We start from the raw sequence: 19704 nt of genomic DNA, 5'->3' as shown, positions 1-19704 counted from the left end.
ATAGGAGGTTTATCATGGCTTTTGAAGGATTAACATCTAAGCTTCAGGAAACTTTAAAAAAGCTTAGAGGCAAAGGGAAACTCTCGGAAAATGACATAAAAGATGCTATGAGGGAAGTAAAAAGAGCCCTTTTAGAAGCGGATGTGAATTTCAAAATAGTTAAGGATTTTATTAAAAAAACCAGTGAAAAATGTCTTGGAGAAGGAGTTATGAAAAGTTTGACTCCAGGTCAGATGGTTGTGAAAATAGTTAATGAAGAGCTAACTGAATTAATGGGTACATCTGAAAGTAAAATAAATTATAGTGATACTGGAACTACAGTTATAATGCTTGCAGGACTACAGGGTGCTGGTAAAACAACAATGTGCGGAAAACTTGCGTTAGCACTTAAAAAGAAAAACAAAAAACCACTACTTGTAGCTTGTGATGTTTACAGACCAGCGGCTATAAAACAATTAACCGTTGTAGGTAAGTCTATTGATGTACCTGTATTCTCAATGGGCGACAAGGTAAATCCAGTAGAAATCTCAAAGGCAGCTGTTGACTATGCTAAGAACAACGATTGCAATGTAGTTATAATCGATACTGCAGGAAGACTTCACATAGATGAAGAATTAATGGATGAACTTAAAAATATAAAAGAAAATTTAAATCCCAGCGAAATTTTGTTAGTGGTTGACTCCATGACTGGACAGGATGCTGTAAATGTAGCGGAAACCTTTAATGCCGCTCTTGATATAACAGGTGTAATACTTACAAAGCTTGATGGTGATACAAGAGGTGGCGCAGCACTTTCAATTAGAGCTATGACTGGAAAATCAATAAAGTTTGCAGGTATGGGCGAAAAAATGAACGACCTTGAGGTTTTTCATCCAGATAGAATGGCATCAAGAATTCTTGGTATGGGTGATGTTCTAAGTTTGATTGAGAAAGCTCAAGGAGCTATAGATGAAGATGAAGCAAAAGCACTTGGCGAGAAAATGATGAATCAAGGTTTGAATTTTGAAGATTATTTAAATATGATGAAGCAGATGAAAAAGATGGGACCAATTGGGAAATTATTAGAGATGGTACCAGGTGGGGCAGGCAAAATGCTTGAAGGTGCTGATTTAAGTCAGGTTGATAAGGAAAGTAAAAAAACAGAATCTATGATTTATTCCATGACAATAAAAGAACGACGAAACCCACAACTTATAAGCTCCTCTTCTTCAAGAAAAAAGAGAATTGCTTTAGGTTCAGGAACATCGGTGCAAGATATAAACAAGCTTATTAAAATGATGGATATGCTTAAAAAGAACATGAAAAGTATGCAAAATATGTCTAAGAAGGGCATGATGGGCAAATTTCCATTTTAATTAAAAAAAATATACTTTGAAGGAGGTGATTTACATGGCAGTTAAGATAAGACTAAAAAGAATGGGTGCTAAAAAAGCTCCATTTTATAGAATCGTTGTTGCAGATTCAAGATGTCCTAGAGACGGAAGATTTATCGAAGAAATTGGATACTATAATCCACTTACAAATCCTTTAACAGTAAAGGTTGATGCTGAAAAAGCAGAAAAATGGATGAAAAACGGAGCACAACCAACAGATACAGTTAAAAAGCTTTTCCTTAAAAGTGGAATAGCTAAATAATTACTGGGGGTGTTTATCATAAAACAACTATTAGAAATAATTGTTAAAGCATTAGTTGATAACCCAGAAATGGTAACAGTAAATGAAATCTCTGGTGAGGCTTCTGTAATTCTTGAATTAAGGGTTGCATCAGATGATATGGGCAAAGTTATTGGTAAACAGGGAAGGATAGCTAAGGCTATCAGAACTGTTATTAAAGCAGCAGCTGTTAAAGAAAATAAAAGAGTTGTTGTAGAGATTGTATAAGAGTTAGGCTAGCCTAGCTCTTTATTTTATAACGAGGTGAAATTATATGAAAGAATTTCTTGCAGTTGGTCAGATTATAAACACACATGGAATAAAAGGTGAAGTAAAAGTTTATCCTTTAACTGATGATACTAGAAGATTTAGAAAACTCGATACTGTTTATATAGATGGAATTGAAAGAAAGGTATCTTGGTGCAAACTTCAACCGGATAAGATTATTTTAAAAATAGAAGGAATTGAAACCCCAGAAGATGCTTATAAATTTAGAGATAAATATATTGAAATAAAGAGAGATAATGCAGTAAAACTAGAAGATGACAGATATTTTGTGGCAGATATCATTGGCTCTAAAGTGATAGATGAGAACGATAACGAAATAGGGAATGTATTTGATGTAATAGTTACAGGAAGTAATGATGTTTACTGGGTAAAAGAAGATGGGAAAGAGGATGTTCTTGTTCCAGCACTAAAATCTGTTATTATAAAAATGGATATGGAAAATAAATTAATTACAATCAAACCGGTGGAAACATGGAGCTAAACATAGATATATTGACTTTGTTTCCTGAAATGTTTGATATATTTGAATACAGTATTATCGGAAGAGCAAGACGTAATGAAATATTAGATATAAATACACATAATATTAGGGACTATAGCAAGAATAAGCATAATAAGACCGACGATTATACCTATGGTGGTGGGCAGGGAATGCTTATGACTGTGGAGCCATTATTTGAAGCTATAGACAGTATTAAAAAAATAAACCCAGGAAAAGTTGTTTTTTTAGGGCCACGTGGTAAAAAATATGATCAAGAAATGGCAAAAAATTTAGCCAAAGAAAAAAATTTGATATTTGTGTGTGGCCACTATGAGGGTATTGATGAAAGGGTATATGAGTACATAGATCTTGAAATATCTTTAGGGGATTTTGTTCTAACTGGTGGAGAAATGGCATGTATTCCTATTGTTGATAGCATATCTAGATTAGTTCCAGGGGTATTAGCTGAAGAAGCAAGCTATGAAGAAGAATCATTCTACAATGGAGCATTAGAATACCCTCAATATACTAGACCTGAATGTTTTAGAGGGAAAAGCGTACCTGGAATTTTGCTTTCTGGTCATCATGAAAACATAAGAAAGTGGAGACGCGAGCAATCTCTTATTTTAACTAAAAAATTAAGACCAGATTTGTTCAAAAAAATCCAATTGTCTAAAGAAGATAAAAAACTTTTAAACAACCACGAATAATTATTTTGTTGAAAATAACATTTGCATATGTTATTATGTAAGTTGTGCTAGTACGGGCGGTCCTCTGATTGCAGTCAGTAGTTATGAACGTCAATTAAATTATATAAGGAGGGAATGCACGATGTTAGATATTATAAGAGCAATCGAAGCAGAACAAATCAGAACTGATTTACCAGAATTTCATGTAGGTGATACAATTAAAATTGAAGTAAAAATCAAAGAGGGAGAAAAAGAAAGACTCCAAGCCTTTGAAGGAACAGTTATAAAGAAACAAAACGGTGGATTAAGAGAAACTTTCACTTTAAGAAGAGTTGCTTATGGTGTTGGTGTTGAAAGAACTTTTCCAATCAATGCTCCAATATTAGCTAGTATTAAAGTAGTAAGAAGAGGTAAAGTAAGAAGAGCTAAATTATACTACTTAAGAGATAGAGTTGGTAAATCCGCAAAGGTTAAAGAATTAAAGTAAAAAGATGGGGCTGTGAGGTCCCTTTTTTTATTACATAAATAAATTAAGAAAGGTGGATATATATGATAGAATCAATAAACTGGTTTCCGGGCCATATGGCTAAAACTAGAAGAGAAATACAAGAAAGTTTAAAATTAGTGGATGCTGTTATAGAAATAAGAGATTCCAGAATCGTAAAGTCCAGTGCAAATCCTCAAATTATTGATATATGTAAAAATAAGCCTAGAATTATACTTTTGAATAAATGCGACCTAAGCGAAGGAAAGGTTACAAAGGCTTGGGTTGATTTTTTATCTAAGGACAATGTAAGGGCATTAGCTGTTAATTCTATGAGTGGACTTGGGCTTAACAATATAAAAGTGGAAGTTGACAAACTTCTAAAAGAAAAAATGGATAGAATGAGGTCAAAGGGTGTTACCAATGTAATCACTAGGGTTATGGTTGTTGGAATACCTAATGTTGGAAAATCTTCTTTTATTAATAAAATGGCTGGGAGTCGCGTTACTAAAATTGGAGACAGACCTGGTGTAACCAAAAGCAAACAATGGATAAAAACTAAAATTGGAATCGAACTTATGGATACTCCAGGGGTACTATGGCCTAAATTCGAAGAAAAAAAAGTTGGGTTAAATCTAGCGTTTACTGGTGCCATTAAAGATGAAATAATGGATATAGAAGAACTTGCCATAAAATTAATAGAAAAGCTGCAGAAATATAATCCGGATAACTTAATGAAAAGATATAAGCTAGACTCACTTGAAGAAGACGCTCTTGCAAATATTGAAATGATAGCTCGAAAAAGAGGTGCTGTAGTTTCAAAGGGTAATATAGATTACAATAGGGTGTCAGTAATGCTACTTGATGAATTCAGAGGAGGTAAATTAGGGCAGATTTCTTTAGAGCGTCCTAATGATTAATCATGGATATTTCAAAGATGAGTTTTTCATCAATAAAAGAATATGTTAATAGTATCTCTGAAGAAAATTATAAAGAAATTATACCTTTACTAAGTGCTGATGGTAGAAAAAATGTTAAGAAACTTTCTGAAAAATTGAGTAATTATTTGGACGGAAAATCAAAAGAACTACTTAGAGTAAAAAAACTCTATGACTTCGATAGAAATTTTAATGTTAATGGATGCTTAGCTGGAGTTGATGAAGTAGGCAGAGGACCCTTAGCAGGTCCAATTGTGGCAGCTGCGGTAATATTGAATCTGGATGTTTTGGATGAAAATTTAATACTTGAAATTAATGATTCTAAAAAAATAACTGCAAAAAAAAGGGAAGAACTCTCTAAAATTATAATGGAAAAGGCTATATGCTATAACATAGAACTTATGGAACACAATAAAATAGATATAGATGGAATTGGTATTTGCAACCAGGCAGTATTAAAAAATGCGGCTATAAATCTTAAAATAAAACCGGATTTTGTAGTTTCAGATGGATATGCTATAAAAAATATTGGAATAAATAATGCTTTTGCAATTAAAGGTGACTCAAAAAGTGCCAGTATAGCATGTGCATCTATAATTGCAAAGGTTTATAGAGATAATTTAATGAAAAAATATGCTGAAGAGTATCCAAACTATCATTTTGAAAACAATAGTGGCTATGGAAGCAAGGAACATATTGAGGCGATAAAAAAATTTGGAACTTGTCCTATACATAGAATGAGTTTCTTGAGAAATATATTATAAATATATTTAAGTATCAGACCTTTCTTGGATAAATTCATGGATATATGTCAATATTTAAATCATATATCAAATTATTTAAGGAGAAGATATGAAGCATTTAAATAAGGACATTGGAAATCATGGTGAAAATATTGCCGCACAATACCTTGTTAATAATAAATATACAATAATAGAAAGAAATTTTAGATGTAAATTTGGAGAAATAGATATAATAGCGTATAATTTGGATTATCTTTGTTTTGTTGAAGTTAAAACAAGATATGAGACAAAGTTTGGATTTCCACTAGAGGCCGTAAACATAACAAAGCAGCATAAAATTCAAAGAATTGCAGAGTTCTATATATACGAGAAAAATTGCTACAATTTAAATTTTAGATTTGATGTAGTTGAAGTACTTTTAAACACTATAAATAATGAATGCAATGTTGAGCTGATTAAAAATGCTTTTATAACATAAACTTAACATCTACAAACTAAAACAATAGGTGACTATGCTATGTTTGGCAATTTGCATAGGAGTGATTGGACAATCTTTTCTAATATTATCTACTCAGACAATCTTTATTTGGTTAATGATTGTTTCTAAATAGATCTCTGTATAAAAAATAAACCATCTGTATATAATTCCAAATAAAGATAAAGTGAAATTTTGATTTTTATAAGGAGAATTATTGCATGAATGAATATGATTTATGGTTTATTTTATTAAAAGCCAATGTTAAAATAAAAAATAATTTAGTAAAAAGATTTAAAAGTGCTAAAGAAATATGGTACTATACTGTAAATGAATATAATGAAAAAAACAACTTGCTATTAGAAGGCAAGGAAATAAATTCTTTGAAAAATGATATAATAAAAAACAATATCAGTTTAGTTACTTATTTTGATAAAGAATACCCTAGTGTACTTAGAAAGTATGACGATTCCCCATATGCGCTTTTCTATAAGGGAAATATAACAAGTTTAAATGATTTTATAAACGTGGCCGTAGTGGGCTCTAGGGAGTGCTCACCTTATGGAAGTAACGTGGCTAGGATAATTACCAAGGAACTTTGCGATTGTGGTATAAACATAATAAGTGGCTTTGCAAGAGGTATAGATTCTAATGCACATTTAACCTGTATAGATAACAATAGTTACACCTGTGCTGTTTTAGGATGTGGACTAGATATTGTGTATCCAAAAGAAAATTCTATAATGGTTAATGGCATATTAGATAAAGGTGGATGCATTATGTCCCAATTTGTACCTGGTACAAAACCGCTTAGTTATAACTTCCCAATTAGAAATAGAATTATAAGTGCACTTAGCTGTGTAACAATTGTTGTTGAAGCGGGACTTAAAAGTGGATCCTTAATAACAGCAAGTGCTGCATTAGAGCAAGGAAAAGATGTAATGGCAGTTCCTGGATCTATTTTTTCTAAAAATAGTATTGGAACTAATAAACTTATAAAAGATGGCGCATTTCCACTTACTAGTTGTGAAGACATATTTGAACTTTTAGGAATAGATTATAATAAAAAGCATAATAAACAGAAAAAAGTATCTCTGGTAGAAAAAAAAGTATACAGTGTAATTTCAGATAATCCAATGCATATAGATGATATTATAAAAGTAACTGGTGTTGACATAACACAAATTTATGAGTTATTATTTGAAATGCAGTTGAAAAAAGAAATTATGTGTTTAAATGGTAATTATTATGTAAGAGTAAATGATTACGTTTAAAGCTTAAATAGTACAGACAGATTTTGGAGGGGATAAGATGGGACAAAATTTAGTTATTGTAGAATCACCAGCTAAAGCAAAAACCATTGCAAAATATTTAGGAAAAAATTATATAGTAGAGGCTTCAATGGGACACGTAAGAGATTTACCTAAAAGTACATTAGGCGTTGATGTGGATGATAATTATACACCTAAATATATAACCATAAGGGGAAAAGGTGAATTATTAGATAACCTTAGAAAAAAAGCTAAAAAAAGTGACAAGATATTCCTTGCAACAGATAATGATAGAGAGGGAGAAGCTATATCCTGGCATTTAGCTAAAGTATTAAAAATAGATGAGGGAGCAAAATGCAGAATTGTGTTTAATGAAATAACCAAAAATGCAATTAAAGCAGCAATCAAAATTCCTAGAAAAGTAGATTTGGATCTTGTTGACGCCCAGCAGGCACGTAGAGTACTTGATAGATTAGTTGGATATAAAATCAGTCCAATTCTTTGGAGAAAAGTAAAATGGGGATTAAGTGCGGGAAGAGTCCAATCAGTTTCTTTGAAAATAATTTGCGATCGGGAAAAAGAAATTAATGATTTTAAGCAAGAAGAGTATTGGTCAGTAGAATGTTTATTACTTAAAGATAAAAAATCAAAACCATTTCTAGTTAAGTTGTCCTCTAAGAATGGCAAAAAATTAGCACTAGCAAATAAGGAAGAAACCGATAAGGTAATTGATGAACTTAAGAAGGAAGATTTTATAGTAAATAGCATAAAAAAATCTACTAAAAATAAAAATCCACTTCCACCTTTTACTACAAGTACTTTGCAGCAGGATGCATACAAAAGATTAAATTTTTCAACGAAAAGAACTATGTCTATATCTCAAGCTCTTTATGAGGGTATTGAAATAAAAGGTCATGGTACAACTGGTTTAATAACGTATATGAGAACAGATTCAATAAGAATTTCAGAAGAAGCAAAGGATATAGCCAAGGAATTTATAACAACTACCTATGGTGGTGAATATGTTCCAGAAAAACCACGTGTATTTAAAAGTAAGAAAAACATACAAGATGCCCATGAAGCAATTAGACCTTCGCATATGGAAATCACTCCAGAAGAAATAAAAGGAAATGTGAAAGACGAGCAATACAAGCTTTATAGTTTAATCTGGAATAGATTTATGGCAAGTCAGATGGCTTCATGCATTATGGATACAATAACAGTAGAAATAAAAAATGGGGTTTACACATTTAAAGCTAGTGGTTCTTTTACAAAATTTGATGGTTTTATGAAAGTTTATAACTATAAATTAGATGAGGAAGATAATGATATTAAAATTCCTTTACTAGATGAGAAAGATCTGTTGCAGAGTGAGGATATATGTGGCAAACAACATTTTACCCAGCCACCTGCAAAGTTTTCAGAGGCATCACTTGTAAAAACTCTTGAAGAGAATGGTATAGGAAGACCTAGTACCTATGCACCAATAATATCTACTCTTTTAGGAAGAAAGTATATTGAAAGAGAAAAGAAAACTTTATATCCAACGGAACTAGGTAATATTGTAAATAATATTGTAAGCGAATATTTTAAGCAAATTGTTGATATTGAATTTACAGCAGAAATGGAAAATAAACTCGATAACATTGAAGAAGGTAAAGTTGTCTGGAATAGCATTGTAAATGAATTTTATAAACCTTTAGAAACTGCAATTGATATTGCAGAAAAAGAAGTAGCTAAAATTACTATTGAAGATGTAGTTACAGATATAAAATGTGATAAATGTGGAAAGTTTATGGTTATAAAACATGGAAGATTTGGTGACTTCCTTGCATGTCCAGGATATCCTGAATGCAAAAATACTAAGCCTATAGTAGAAAATTTGGATGTTAAATGTCCTAAGTGTGATGGAAATGTACTTGTAAGAAAAAGTAAGAAAGGCAAAAAATTCTTTGGATGCAGTAATTATCCTAATTGCGATTTTGTAAGTTGGTTTGAACCAACTAATGAAAAATGCGAAAAATGTGGAAGCTATTATGTGAAAAAATATAATAAAACAAAAGGTGAGTACGTTGAATGCTCAAATCCAGAATGTAAAAACAAGAAATTTAAAGAAGAGTAGAATTCCTATAATTTGGTATTTGATTTAATATATAATTAATCCATGATAATTTCAGTGAAGAATGGAAGAAAATTATGTCGAATCTATTAAGATATAGTTGAAAAACATAAATTATTATGTTATCATGAAATGTAGATTGTAAAATAGTTCGGAATATTATAAATTATTAAAAAATTAAAAAAATTATGTTATCGTATTTTACAACCTATAATAATTAAGTAGCCTATTTAGGAGGAATTATAATGTCCACTCTATTAAGTAAAACAAGAATGTTAAATAAAATATTGCAAAAATTTGGAGCAGAACCAGTAGTATTTGATGACATTTGTAATCTTTTAAGCGAAATATTAAAGAGTAATGTTTATATAATAAGCAGAAGAGGAAAAATATTAGGGTATAATTTATTCACTGGTTTTGAGTGTAGTGAACTAAAAACTACAGTTATAGATAATATGAAATTTCCTGATGAATACAATAATAAATTGATGGGCATGCATGAGACGAGAGATAATTTAAAAAATATTGGCAAATGTGTATTTGATGATACGTCTTTATGTGATATAAGTAATAAAATAACTACGGTAGTTCCAATTATTGGAACTAAAGAAAGATTAGGAACGCTTCTACTTGGAAGATTTAATGAGAATTTTGATGATGATGATATTGTTCTTGCTGAATACAGTGCAACAATAGTAGGTCTTGAAATATTAAGATCTAAGCAAGATATAATAGAGGAAGAAGCAAGGAAAAAAGCAGTAGTTCAGTTAGCCATAGGTACATTATCATATTCAGAATTAGAAGCTGTGGAGAGTATATTTAATGAACTAGATGGTGATGAAGGACTTTTAGTAGCTTCTAAAATCGCGGACAAGGTTGGTATAACAAGAAGTGTTATTGTAAATGCACTGAGAAAACTTGAAAGCGCTGGAGTAATCGAATCTAGATCTTTAGGTATGAAAGGAACACATATCAAAATATTGAATAACAAATTAATGGATGAATTAAAAAAGATTAAATAAATCTTTGATTAGATTATAAAATTGAAAGTAAATTTGTAACTACATAAAAAGCTGATTATTCAGCTTTTTTTTATTTTGATAATAGTATAAATATATGTTGAATATTTAGCATAAATATGTTACACTATTTAAGTAAAAATACACACATCATCCAACATGTAAATTGGTGCCGAAAGGTCATTTATGTGTATGAAGATGATGGAGGAAGAAACCAGGGAGGTTTATTAATTATGTCAGTTATATCAATGAAACAATTATTAGAAGCTGGTGTTCATTTTGGACATCAAACAAGAAGATGGAATCCTAAGATGGCTAGATACATTTTCACAGAAAGAAATGGTATTTATATTATCGATTTGCAGAAGACTGTTAAAAAAGTTGATGAAGCATATGATTTTATAAAAAGTGTTTCAGAAGAGGGAAAAGATGTACTATTCGTAGGTACAAAAAAACAAGCACAAGAGGCTATATCAGAAGAAGCAACAAGATCAGGTATGCATTTTGTTAATAACAGATGGCTTGGTGGAATGCTAACAAACTTCAAGACAATAAAAACTAGAATAAATAGACTTGAAGAATTACAAAAAATGGAAGAAGACGGAATTTTCGAAGTCCTTCCTAAAAAAGAAGTTATAAAACTTAAAAATCAACAAGAAAAACTAGTTAAAAATCTTGGTGGTATTAGAAACATGGTTCAAGATAAAGTTGGTGCTTTGTTTATAGTAGATCCAAGAAAAGAAAAAAATGCTATTTCTGAAGCAAAGATTTTAGGTATACCAGTAGTAGCTATAGTTGATACTAACTGTGATCCAGATGAAATTGATTATGTTATACCAGGAAATGACGATGCTATAAGAGCCGTAAGATTAATTACTGCTAAAATGGCGGATGCTGTTATAGAAGGAAGACAAGGCGAGCAATTAGCTGAATAAATAATATTAAAATGAAATGAAGAGGGTTACTTCTTCATTTTCTATAGCTATAAAATGAACGGAGGAATAAATATGATTTCCGCAAGTATGGTTAAAGAATTAAGAGATAGAACAGGTTCTGCAATGATGGCTTGTAAAAAGGCTTTAACAGAATCAAATGGTGACATTGAAAAGGCAATAGAGATATTGAGAGAAAAAGGATTAGCAGCAGCAGCAAAAAAGGCTAGTAGAGTAGCAGCTGAAGGTTTAGTTGCAACATATGTTAGCGAAGATGGTAAGATAGGAGCAATTGCAGAAGTTAACTGTGAAACGGATTTTGTTTCAGCAAACGAAGCTTTTTGTGACTTATCAAATAATATAGCAAAAATGGTTGCTTTAAGTGAAGTTAACACTGTTGAAGAATTAATGAATGAAAAATATTTAGCAGATGAAAATATTACGCTTACTGAAGCTATTAGTGGATTAATATCTAAGCTTGGAGAGAACATGAAGGTTAGACGATTCACAAGGTATAATGCGGAGAGTGGAGTAGTACAAAGCTATATCCATGGTGGTGGAAGAATAGGGGTTCTTGTAGAACTAGCTTCATCAGTTCAAAATTCAGTAGTTAGAGAACTAGCAAAAGATATTTGTATGCAAATTACTGCAGCGAATCCTTTATTCTTAAATGAAAATCAAGTTGATACTGATGCTTTAGATAAAGAAAGAGAAATTTATAGAGTTCAGGCATTAAATGAAGGAAAACCAGAAAAAATTGTTGACAAGATGGTTGAGGGAAGAATTAAAAAATACCTTAAAGAAGTTTGTCTTGTAGATCAAGTTTGGGTAAAAAACTCTGATTTAACAATTTCAAAATTACTTGAAGAAAAATCAAAAGAAGTAGGTTCACCTATATCTATAGTTTCTTACTCTAGATTCGAAAGAGGAGAAGGTATAGAAAAAGTTGAGGAAAATTTTGCTGAAGAAGTTCAAAGACAGATGCAACAGGGAAAATAGTAAAAAAAGAGAACACTGGGTGTTCTCTTTTTTTAAAGTAATATAATCAATAAAAAGATTATTTTGTTTGGAACTACTTATTTGGAGGTAGAGTTTAATATGAAAACTATGAAATATAAGAGAATAATGCTAAAATTATCAGGTGAAGCATTGGCTGGTGAAAATGGATATGGTATTGACTTTGATGTCGCAAAAAAAATTGCGTATCAGATAAAACAGATAGTTGATATGGGTATAGAAGTTGGAGCTGTAGTTGGTGGTGGAAACATTTGGAGAGGCAGACAAGGTCAAGGAATGGATAGAACTACTGCTGATTATATGGGTATGCTTGCCACTTGTATAAATGCTATGGCACTTCAAGATTCATTAGAGAGTATTGGCGTATATACAAGAGTACAAACTGCAATAGAAATGAAACAAATTGCTGAACCATTTATTAGAAGAAGAGCAATGAGGCATCTAGAAAAAGGTAGAGTTGTTATATTTGGTGCAGGTACTGGTAATCCATACTTTTCAACGGATACTACAGCAGCACTTAGGGCTGCAGAAATAGAAGCAGATGTAATATTATTAGCTAAAAAGGTTGATGGAGTTTACGATAAGGACCCTCATAAATATAGTGATGCTGTTAAATTTGATAAACTAACTTATATGGAAGTACTGGAAAAAGGTTTGCAAGTTATGGATTCAACAGCAACTTCACTTTGTATGGACAATGAAATACCAATTTTAGTATTTGGACTTGATGATCCAGAAAATATACTTAAAGCTGTTTCAGGTGAAAAAATAGGTACATTAGTATCAAAATAATTTTAGGAGGATCTTTATGATAAAAGATATTATTAGTAATGCTGAAGAAAAAATGACTAAAACAATCTCTATTTTAAAAAGGGACCTTTCATCTATGAAGGCTGGCAAAGCAAATCCAGCTATGCTAGACAGAATTCAGGCAGAATATTATGGCAGCATAACTCCGCTAAACCAGCTTGCAAATGTATCCAGTCCAGAGCCAAGAGTCTTACTAATTCAACCTTATGATAGAACTTCAATTAAAAACATAGAAAGAGCTATACAAGTATCAGACTTAGGTTTGAATCCTTCAAATGATGGTATAGTTATAAGGCTTACCATTCCTGAACTTACAGAGGAAACTAGAAAAAATCTTGTGAAAAATGTTAAGAAAACTGGCGAGGAAGCTAAAGTTGCAGTTAGATCAATAAGAAGAGATGCTAATGATAAAATTAAATTATTGAAGAAAGATAATGATATTACAGAAGATGAATTAAAAAAAAGCGAAGATGATATCCAAAAGAAAACGGATAATTATATAAAAGAAATAGATAAAATACTAGAGATAAAAGAAATAGAAGTAATGTCTGTATAAAGCACTTTTAAAAATAACAAGTCAGTATACTAGTATATTTTATTTCAGATGCTTAATTTTAATAAAACCTGCGCTGGCGCAGGTTTTATTAAAATTTATAAATATTATGAATGGGATATTTAATGATGGGGGTGTTTTAAATGTGGAAATTTACAACTTCAAAAAATTCAAAACTTAATCCAGATGAAATGGTTCTGGATGCTGATAATATTCCATGTCATGTAGCAGTTATAATGGATGGTAATGGACGTTGGGCTGAACAAAGAAGACTACCTAGGTCAATGGGACACAAGGCTGGTGTAGAAAACATCAATAAAATAGTTAGAGGTGCAAGTGATATAGGCGTTAAATATTTGACACTTTATGCATTTTCTACAGAAAATTGGCAAAGACCTAATGATGAGGTTAGTACAATAATGAAATTATTAGTTGAATATCTTAGAAAAGAACTTAATAATCTTCATAAAAATAATGTAAAAGTAAAAACCATTGGTGATATATCTAAATTGCCGAAGCCTTGCATAGAAGTTCTACAGGAGTCAAAAGTAAAAACAGAAAATAATACTGGATTAGTTTTAAATTTGGCTTTGAATTATGGTGGAAGAGCAGATATTTTATATGCATTTAAAAATGTTTTCGCTGATTATAAAAAAGGTAAGTTGAATGCAGAAGATGTTGAAAATTTAACTGAGAAGGATTTTAGTGATTACACATATACAGCTGGAATTCCTGATCCTGATATAATAATAAGACCAAGTGGAGAACAAAGATTAAGCAATTTTCTTCTTTGGCAATGTGCTTACTCGGAATTTTGGTATAGTAATGTAATGTGGCCTGACTTTACAGTTGAGTATCTATATAAAGCCATATACGACTATCAAAATAGAGATAGGCGTTTTGGTAAAGTAAAGTAGAGGTGAATATTATGAATAAAAGATATATTGGAGCAATTATTTTGACGCCACTAGCATTGTTTCTATTACTAGGGGGAACATATTTAAGGGTTTTAATCGCTATTTTATCGCTGCTAGGAATGTACGAATTTTATAAAGTAATTAAATCTAAAGAAATTAATCCAATAAGTGTAGTTGGCTATATAATGTGTATTATATATTATATAGTTCTGAGCAATAATATGGATTTTAAATATACCATTTTAATATTCACATTTGCAGTATTTATAATGTTTTGTATACCAACAATAAATACAAAATATAATTTTATAGATATTTCAGTAACTATGCTAGGATTTATATATGTGGCAGTGTTTTTTAGCTTTATTGTATTAGTAAATATTAAAAACAAAACTGTTATGAATACAAATGTAGATATTGGAAAATATTTTGTTTGGATTATTTTTATATCATCGTGGATGTGTGACACCGCAGCTTATTACTCTGGAAAATATTTAGGTAAGCAGGGTAAACATAAGCTTTGTCCTAAGGTAAGTCCTAATAAAACAGTAGAAGGTTCCATAGGTGGAATGTTAGGAAGTACTGTATCGTGTATGATATTTGGACAATTAATTAACACATATGGCACTAATATGGAATTACTACATATTAGCTTAATTCATTATGCATTTATAGGTATATTAAGTGGCATTTTCTCTCAGTTCGGAGACTTGGCTGCATCTTCAATAAAAAGGCATGTTAATGTTAAGGATTATGGTAAATTAATACCCGGTCACGGCGGAATTTTAGATAGGTTTGATAGCATCTTATTTTCTTCTGTGATAGTTTATTATTATGTAAGTTTTATTTTAAACATATAACAGGAAAGTCACAAGTTGAAATCTTTAATAGATACTGAAAATATATAGGAATGTAAGTAGGGTTGTGTAAACAAATCTATGTACATTCCTATTTTAGTGATTTAGGGATTTGATACAAAATATGCCCTGATTTTTAACATAAACTTTTGTACTTTTCCGTAAGTATTACTGCTATTGATGATTTATTTTGAATATAATACCCTGTAAGCATAATTATGGGAGGAAATATATTGTACAAAAAATCGGCAAAATGTATTTTACTATTAATCTTTTTTATAATTTTAGACCTAATTATAAAAGAATATTTTAATCCATTTTTTTCTATAATAATATTACTTCTACTATCAGCGCCTATATATAAAGTATTGATGAAATATAATATATTTAATAATAAGGTAAATGCAATAATAACCATCATAACCGTAAATGTAATTATGTTTTTCACAATTGTTTGTAGTGGTAGTATTTTGATAATTAAGATCAAATATTTCATTTCAGATTTTTGTAATAACGTTACTATAGGAGAAATAGACAAGCATTTGCCTATAGTTCAATACTTAAAAATAGATGATATTGCACTGAAGGTTAAAGCTTATATTATTGAATCCTTGAATTTTAGAATTATGCAAAAAGGAGCTTTTATTACCACTGATTTCATTATATCCTATTTTGTGGGCAATATATCTACATACTTTATTTTAGTTGATTATTGTGATATAGTAAAATATATCAAAAGCTATATATCTGATAACAAGGTAACATTGATAAAAAAGAAGGCTATAGAAGTAAAAAATATAGTAGTTATTGAATTTTTATTAGTGATAATTACAACGGCAGAAACAATTTGTGGATTTGTTATTCTTGAAGTGGATAGCGCTGTGTTTTGGGGGGTATTATGTGGCATATTAGACATATTGCCCTATGTTGGAACACTATTAATATTTTTGCCACTAGTAATTTATCAGATTTACATAAAAAAATATATAATAGCAATGGGTCTAATATTTTTGTATATTTTGCTTCAATTTAACAGACAGATAATGGAAACTAAATATATGAGCATGAATTTGCAAATTCATCCATTGCTGTTTCTTATATCTATATATATAGGTAGTAAAGTCTTTGGAATGATTGGATTAATTGTAGGCCCAATATACCTTCTTATTGCTAAGGAAATTGTCACATCATAAGTTAGGAGCGATAATAATGAAAAATATTTCTATTTTAGGAGCTACAGGTTCCATAGGTACGCAAGCTTTAGATATTTTGAGAAATGATAAAAAAAATTTCAAATTAGTTGCAGCTAGTGCAAATAAAAATTATTTAAAAATCATAGATATAATAAATGAATTTAATCCAAGGATAATCGGCATCACTGACAAACATGGGTATGAAAAAGTAAAAGATTATTGCAAAGAAAATAAAAAAGATATAGAAGTTATATTTGGAATGGAAGGATTAAATGAAGTGGCTACAGCTACCGAAGCTGACATTGTTCTTACTTCAGTAGTGGGTATGATAGGTCTTATACCAACAATCAATGCAATTAGAGCTAAAAAGGACATTGCTCTTGCAAATAAGGAAACCCTTGTAGTCGGTGGTGAAATAGTTATGAGGGAAGCAGCAAAGGCCGGAGTAAAAATACTTCCTGTGGATTCAGAGCATAGTGCAATATTTCAATGTCTTCAAGGAAATAAAAACAATGAAGTATCAAAAATATTACTTACTGCATCAGGTGGACCTTTTAGAGGTAAATCAAGGGATGAAATTTTAGGGGTAAGCCCAGAAAATGCATTGAATCATCCTAAGTGGAATATGGGTAAAAAAAACTCTATAGATTCTGCTACTTTAATGAATAAGGGACTTGAGGTTATAGAAGCTAATTCATTATTTAATATACCCTATGAAAATATCCAAGTGATTGTTCACCCAGAAAGTATAATACACTCAATGGTTGAATACTGTGATGGGAGCATTATTTCTCAAATGGCAACTACAGATATGAGATTACCAATACAATATGCTTTTAATTTTCCCCTAAGAGGAAAAAGAATTGTTGAAACCTTAGATTTTTATTCCCTAGGAAAACTCACCTTTGAAAAACCAGACATGGATACTTTTGGTTGCCTTAAATTGGCATATGAAGCAGGGAAAATTGGAGGTAATGTTCCAACAATTTTAAATGCATCAAATGAGGTTGCTGTAGAATTATTTTTGGAAAATAAAATTACTTTTTTGCAGATTGAAGATATAATTAAGGATTCTCTTAATAAATTTCAATATGAAAAAAATGTAGACGCAGATATGATTCTTGACTGGGACAAAAATGTAAGAAATTATGTTGAAAATAAATATGATTTATAGGAGGTTTGTTTTTTGTATATTTTAGCTGCAATAATTGCTTTTGGTGTTTTAATTATAATACATGAACTAGGCCACTTTGTGTTAGCAAAGCTCAATGATGTAAAAGTTGAGGAATTTTCCATAGGAATGGGTCCGAAACTAGCTTCTATTAGTGGTAAAGAAACTCAGTATTCTATAAGGATACTTCCAATCGGTGGATATGTTAAAATGTTAGGTGATGAGGATAAAAGTGAGGATCCAAGAGCTTTTAACAATAAATCTCCACTTAGAAGACTAAGTATAGTAATAGCAGGGCCACTTATGAATATTTTGTTAGCTGTTATGATATATATTTCAATCGGAGCAATTGCTGGATTTGAGCTTCCGGTAGTAAATTCATTGGTGCCAAACAGTCCAGCAGAAAGTGCTGGAATTCAAAAGGGAGCTACCATATATAAGGTTAATGGTTCTAGGATTTTGACCTGGGACGATTTTGCTGTGTTTATTGGTCTTGCTAAAAATAATAAAATTAATCTTGAAGTAAAAGAAAATGGTGTTGTTAAAAGTTATAATATGATGCCAATGAAAGAAAAAACTACTGGAAGATATATGGTTGGTATAGGAGGTCAAGTAGTTGCAAAACCTAATATACTACAATCCATAAACTATGGATTTAAAGAAACTATATCTATGGTACGGGAGGCCTTTCTTGGGTTTAAGTTATTATTCACACATCAAGCATCTATGAATGATGTGGGAGGTCCTGTTACAATAATAAAAATAACGAGAAAAGCAGCTATAGCTGGAATAATACCTTATTTATCCATAGTGGCATTTTTAAGTTCTCAAATTGGTATATTGAATCTTGTGCCTTTTCCAGCTCTTGATGGTAGCTATGTCCTTGTGTGTTTGTATGAAATAGTGTCAGGGAAGAAAGCAAATGAGAACAAGATTGGAGTAATAAATACAATTGGATTTACTGTACTAATGGTGGTTATGGTGTTAGTAATCTTTAAAGATATAGTATATCCTGTTAATTTTTAGGGGATGTTAAGTGTGGAGAGAGTAAAAACTAAAAGTATAAAAGTTGGAAATATATATATAGGCGGTAACAATAAAATAGCAGTTCAATCAATGACCAATACCGATACGCGGGATATAAATGCTACTGTAAATCAAATTTTAAATTTGGAGAAATCAGGATGCGATATTGTGCGCTGTGCTGTTATAGATGAAGCTGCATCAATGGCTATAAAGGAAATTGTTAAACAGATACATATACCGCTAGTTGCAGATATACATTTTGATTATAAGTTAGCATTAAGTTCCATAAAAAATGGTGTTTCGGCCCTTAGAATTAATCCTGGTAATATTGGAAGTTATGAAAAGGTTAAAATAGTAGCTAGTGCCGCTAAAGAAAATGGTATTCCCATAAGAATAGGTGTTAATTCAGGATCACTTGAAAAAGAAATTTTGAAAAAATATGGCAAAGTATGTTCAGATGCACTAGTGGAAAGTGCTATGGAGCATGTTAAATTATTGGAATCAGTGGATTTTCACGATATTGTAATATCAATAAAATCATCTGATGTAATTATGATGATTGAAAGTTATAGAAAAATATCAAAACTTGTAAGCTATCCTTTACATGTAGGTGTAACAGAGGCTGGAACAGTTTGGAGAGGAACAATAAAATCTAGCGTTGGTATTGGTACGCTTCTATGTGAAGGTATAGGTGATACTATTAGGGTTTCACTTACAGGAGATCCAGTAGATGAAATTAAAGTTGGAAAAGAAATATTAAAATCTGTGGGTCTTTTGTCAGAGGGAATACAATTTATTTCATGTCCAACTTGTGGAAGAACCCAAATTGACCTTATTAATATTGCAAAAGAAGTTGAATCAAGGCTAATTGGCTGTAAAAAAAATATCAAAGTAGCTATTATGGGCTGCGTTGTTAATGGACCTGGTGAAGCAAGGGAAGCAGATATAGGAATTGCAGGTGGAAAAGGTGAAGGACTTATTTTTAAAAAGGGCGAAATAGTAAAAAAGGTTAAAGAAGAGGATTTAGTTGAGGCACTTATAAATGAAATAAACAATATAGAGGCATAG

General features: G+C 30.9%; 22 protein-coding genes. All 22 read left to right on the top strand.

Going from position 1 to position 19704, the window contains the following annotated elements; genetic code table 11:
• Positions 1–14 precede the first annotated feature (14 nt).
• The 22 genes from ffh to ispG all read left to right on the top strand — a co-directional run bounded on the left by ffh (position 15) and on the right by ispG (position 19704).
• Positions 15–1355 (top strand): signal recognition particle protein, encoded by a 1341-nt coding sequence (gene ffh / locus BR66_RS0107255; RefSeq protein WP_026882318.1) that lies wholly within the window; start codon positions 15–17, stop codon positions 1353–1355.
• A gap of 34 nt (positions 1356–1389) precedes the next feature.
• Positions 1390–1635, top strand: a complete 246-nt coding sequence (rpsP, locus tag BR66_RS0107250) for a 30S ribosomal protein S16 (RefSeq protein ID WP_026882317.1) — start codon at positions 1390–1392, stop codon at positions 1633–1635.
• An 18-nt stretch (positions 1636–1653) separates the two neighbouring features.
• Positions 1654–1881, top strand: a complete 228-nt coding sequence (locus tag BR66_RS0107245; protein ID WP_026882316.1) for a KH domain-containing protein — start codon at positions 1654–1656, stop codon at positions 1879–1881.
• 46 nt (positions 1882–1927) lie between these two features.
• Positions 1928–2422: a ribosome maturation factor RimM gene (rimM, locus tag BR66_RS0107240; protein WP_026882315.1), complete on the top strand. Its 495-nt coding sequence runs from the start codon at positions 1928–1930 to the stop codon at positions 2420–2422.
• Positions 2413–3132 carry a tRNA (guanosine(37)-N1)-methyltransferase TrmD gene (gene trmD, locus BR66_RS0107235; protein ID WP_026882314.1) on the top strand — a complete coding sequence of 240 codons (720 nt, stop codon included), beginning with the start codon at positions 2413–2415 and terminating at the stop codon, positions 3130–3132. Before rimM ends, trmD begins: the two co-directional genes overlap by 10 nt.
• 121 nt (positions 3133–3253) lie before the next feature.
• Positions 3254–3598 carry a 50S ribosomal protein L19 gene (rplS, locus tag BR66_RS0107230; protein ID WP_026882313.1) on the top strand — a complete coding sequence of 115 codons (345 nt, stop codon included), beginning with the start codon at positions 3254–3256 and terminating at the stop codon, positions 3596–3598.
• Between the two features lie 62 nt (positions 3599–3660).
• Positions 3661–4515, top strand: a complete 855-nt coding sequence (gene ylqF / locus BR66_RS0107225; RefSeq protein WP_026882312.1) for a ribosome biogenesis GTPase YlqF — start codon at positions 3661–3663, stop codon at positions 4513–4515.
• A 17-nt stretch (positions 4516–4532) separates the two neighbouring features.
• Positions 4533–5297, top strand: a complete 765-nt coding sequence (locus tag BR66_RS0107220) for a ribonuclease HII (protein ID WP_035795689.1) — start codon at positions 4533–4535, stop codon at positions 5295–5297.
• Positions 5298–5385: 88 nt separating this feature from the next.
• Positions 5386–5754: a YraN family protein gene (locus tag BR66_RS0107215; RefSeq protein WP_026882310.1), complete on the top strand. Its 369-nt coding sequence runs from the start codon at positions 5386–5388 to the stop codon at positions 5752–5754.
• Between the two features lie 218 nt (positions 5755–5972).
• Complete coding sequence (dprA, locus tag BR66_RS0107210; RefSeq protein ID WP_026882309.1) at positions 5973–7025, top strand: DNA-processing protein DprA; 1053 nt, start codon at positions 5973–5975, stop codon at positions 7023–7025.
• A 37-nt stretch (positions 7026–7062) separates the two neighbouring features.
• Entirely contained in the window at positions 7063–9144 is a 2082-nt protein-coding gene (topA, locus tag BR66_RS0107205) for a type I DNA topoisomerase (RefSeq protein ID WP_026882308.1), read from the top strand.
• 242 nt (positions 9145–9386) lie between these two features.
• Entirely contained in the window at positions 9387–10163 is a 777-nt protein-coding gene (gene codY, locus BR66_RS0107200; protein WP_026882307.1) for a GTP-sensing pleiotropic transcriptional regulator CodY, read from the top strand.
• Positions 10164–10393: 230 nt separating this feature from the next.
• Positions 10394–11095 (top strand): 30S ribosomal protein S2, encoded by a 702-nt coding sequence (gene rpsB / locus BR66_RS0107195; protein WP_026882306.1) that lies wholly within the window; start codon positions 10394–10396, stop codon positions 11093–11095.
• Between the two features lie 72 nt (positions 11096–11167).
• Positions 11168–12091, top strand: coding sequence for a translation elongation factor Ts (gene tsf, locus BR66_RS0107190; RefSeq protein WP_026882305.1), 924 nt, complete (start codon positions 11168–11170; stop codon positions 12089–12091).
• Positions 12092–12190: 99 nt separating this feature from the next.
• Positions 12191–12901, top strand: a complete 711-nt coding sequence (gene pyrH / locus BR66_RS0107185; protein WP_026882304.1) for a UMP kinase — start codon at positions 12191–12193, stop codon at positions 12899–12901.
• Between the two features lie 16 nt (positions 12902–12917).
• Complete coding sequence (gene frr, locus BR66_RS0107180) at positions 12918–13475, top strand: ribosome recycling factor (protein WP_026882303.1); 558 nt, start codon at positions 12918–12920, stop codon at positions 13473–13475.
• Between the two features lie 140 nt (positions 13476–13615).
• Positions 13616–14389 carry an isoprenyl transferase gene (locus BR66_RS0107175; protein ID WP_026882302.1) on the top strand — a complete coding sequence of 258 codons (774 nt, stop codon included), beginning with the start codon at positions 13616–13618 and terminating at the stop codon, positions 14387–14389.
• Positions 14390–14400: 11 nt separating this feature from the next.
• Positions 14401–15249 (top strand): phosphatidate cytidylyltransferase, encoded by an 849-nt coding sequence (locus BR66_RS0107170; protein ID WP_026882301.1) that lies wholly within the window; start codon positions 14401–14403, stop codon positions 15247–15249.
• Positions 15250–15479: 230 nt separating this feature from the next.
• On the top strand, positions 15480–16439 hold the full coding sequence (locus BR66_RS0107165) for an AI-2E family transporter (protein WP_026882300.1): 960 nt from the start codon (positions 15480–15482) through the stop codon (positions 16437–16439).
• 16 nt (positions 16440–16455) lie between these two features.
• Complete coding sequence (locus tag BR66_RS0107160) at positions 16456–17613, top strand: 1-deoxy-D-xylulose-5-phosphate reductoisomerase (RefSeq protein WP_026882299.1); 1158 nt, start codon at positions 16456–16458, stop codon at positions 17611–17613.
• A gap of 12 nt (positions 17614–17625) precedes the next feature.
• Positions 17626–18636 (top strand): M50 family metallopeptidase, encoded by a 1011-nt coding sequence (locus BR66_RS0107155; protein ID WP_026882298.1) that lies wholly within the window; start codon positions 17626–17628, stop codon positions 18634–18636.
• 12 nt (positions 18637–18648) lie between these two features.
• On the top strand, positions 18649–19704 hold the full coding sequence (gene ispG / locus BR66_RS0107150; protein ID WP_026882297.1) for a flavodoxin-dependent (E)-4-hydroxy-3-methylbut-2-enyl-diphosphate synthase: 1056 nt from the start codon (positions 18649–18651) through the stop codon (positions 19702–19704).

This window comes from Clostridium akagii DSM 12554 (assembly GCF_000686725.1).
GTDB classification, from domain to species: domain Bacteria; phylum Bacillota; class Clostridia; order Clostridiales; family Clostridiaceae; genus Clostridium_I; species Clostridium_I akagii.
This window is presented reverse-complemented; position numbering and strand designations above follow the sequence as displayed.